This window comes from Dietzia aerolata, from assembly GCF_014144865.1.
In the GTDB taxonomy this organism is placed as follows: domain Bacteria; phylum Actinomycetota; class Actinomycetes; order Mycobacteriales; family Mycobacteriaceae; genus Dietzia; species Dietzia aerolata.
The window spans coordinates 1-2,040 of sequence record NZ_JAALDM010000291.1 but is presented as its reverse complement, the minus strand read 5'-3'; the positions used below and the strand labels follow the sequence as shown (position 1 = coordinate 2,040).

The 2,040-nt window shown below is 71.0% G+C and carries 2 protein-coding genes; one reads left to right on the top strand and one right to left on the bottom strand.

Annotation, left to right across the window (positions count from 1 at the left end; all coding sequences use genetic code 11):
• Window positions 1-588: amino acid permease (locus G6016_RS15130; RefSeq protein ID WP_182633441.1), on the bottom strand; the 588-nt coding region annotated here is incomplete at its 3' end.
• Window positions 589-773: 185 nt separating this feature from the next.
• On the opposite strand from G6016_RS15130, the gene G6016_RS15125 reads away from it, so the two are divergent.
• On the top strand, window positions 774-2,040 hold a 1,267-nt coding region (locus G6016_RS15125), incomplete at its 3' end, for a glycoside hydrolase family 3 N-terminal domain-containing protein (RefSeq protein WP_182633440.1).

Genomic DNA, 2,040 nt, shown 5'->3' with positions numbered 1-2,040 from the left:
CGCCGGCGCAAGAGCCGCTCCCACAGCCTCCGCGCCCGCTCCCGCAACGCCCGCACCAGCGCCCACGCCCGCGCCTGCCCCGCTACCGGCCGCCGGGGCCATCCACGCCAGCACGAGGAACACCGCGAGAACGGCCAGCACAATCGCCACCAGCAACTTTGCCACCGTCGCGGTGCGCTGCACGCCCGCGACCGAAAGCACGGTGAGTGCGATCACCGCCGCAGCGGCCACCAGGTTCGCGTGCTCGGGCCAGATGTACAGGCCCACCGTCAGTGCCATCGCCGCACACGAGGCGGTCTTGCCCACCACGAATCCCCAGCCGGCGAGAAAGCCGGGCAGCGGGCCCAGCATTTCGCGCCCGTACACGTAGGTGCCGCCCGCGGCGGGGAACTGGGCCGCCAACCTGGCCGAGGACAGCGCATTGCACACCGCCACGACGGCGGCGATCGCCAGCGAGATCCACACGAGCGATCCCGCACGAGCCGTTGCGGGAGCAAAGGCAACAAAAACGCCGGCACCGATCATCGCGCCGAGCCCCACCACCACGGCGTCGGTCAGGCCGAGCCGCCGATCAAGAGATGCAGTCACCGGCACACGATGGCACCCCGAGGTGGACGGCCGGTGAACTCCCTTCGGCGCCGTGCCTGGCGCTATGCCTGGCGCTGCGCCTGGCACATTGCCTGGCACCGTGCCTGGCGCCGTGCCTGGCGCCGTGCCTCCGAGTTACGGCGAGGAATATGGTCTGATCAGCCCCTCCGGTTACATTTGAACCCGTGTCCCTTCACCGCCGACTCCGTCTGACGACCGTAGTGGCGATCACTGCGCTCGCACTGGTCGGCTGCGGTTCGGCCGCACCGGCGGACCAGGCGGATTCCCCGGCGACGGACCATGCGGCGAGCCAGGAGGGCGGCGAGGGCACGGGCGAGGACGCTGCCGCCTCCCCGCCGATCAGCCCGTGTGACTCCCCTTTCGCGCAGATGTCCCAGCGCGAGCGGATCGCGCAGCTGTTCACAGTGGGCGTGAGCTCGATGGCCGATGCCCGCCGCGCCGTGGAGCAGCACAACATCGGTGGCGTGTTCATCGGATCGAGCGTCGTGGGCGAGGTCGTCGCCGGCGACGGGCTGGCCCAGTTGCAGAGCATCGCCCCGCTGCCGCTGCTCGTCTCTATCGATGAGGAGGGCGGCCGAGTGTCGCGGATCGCGCCCTACGCCGGGCCGATGCCGTCCGCGCGGGTGATGGCCAACACGATGAGCCCGGCCGAGGTTCGCGAGACCGCCCGCAAGCGTGGCGAGTTCCTCGCGGGCATGGGTGTGACGGTCGATTTCGCTCCCTCTCTCGACGTGTCCGATCAGCCCGACCGAGCCGTGATCGGTGACCGCTCCTTCTCCCCCGACCCGGCCCGCGTCACCGAATACGCGCGCGCCTTCTCCACCGGCCTGCTCGATGCCGGGATCACCCCGGTGTTCAAGCACTTCCCCGGCCACGGCCGCTCCTCCGGCGACAGTCACTTCGATGCCGTGACCGTGCCGCCGTTGGACCAGCTCACCGCCCACGATCTCCGGCCGTTCGCCGAGCTCGCGGCCACGCCGGACACCGGCATGATGCTCGGACACCAGCAGGTGCCCGGTCTGACCGGCGCGGACCGACCTGCATCGATGTCCCCGGCCGCCTACCGGTTACTCCGGGACGGCCACGGCTACGGCGCGCCTGCTTTCGAGGGGCCGATCTTCACCGATGACCTGTCCGGCATGCGCGCCGTCTCCGACGAATTCTCGCTGCCCCGCGCGGTGACCGAAGCGCTCATCGCCGGCGCCGACTCTCCGTTGTGGATCACCACCGACGGCATCGGCGAGGCCCTGGATTCCGTGGAGGCAGCGGTGGCCAACGGCGTGCTGCAGCCCGAACGACTCGACCGCTCGCTACAGCGGATGGCGGAGATCCGCGGCATCCCCGAGTGCGCCAACGGCCCGGTAACCGGTCGGATGGTCGGCGCCGGATCGCTGGGCGCACCGCTGCCGCTCGCTGCGCCCGCCGGTCCGG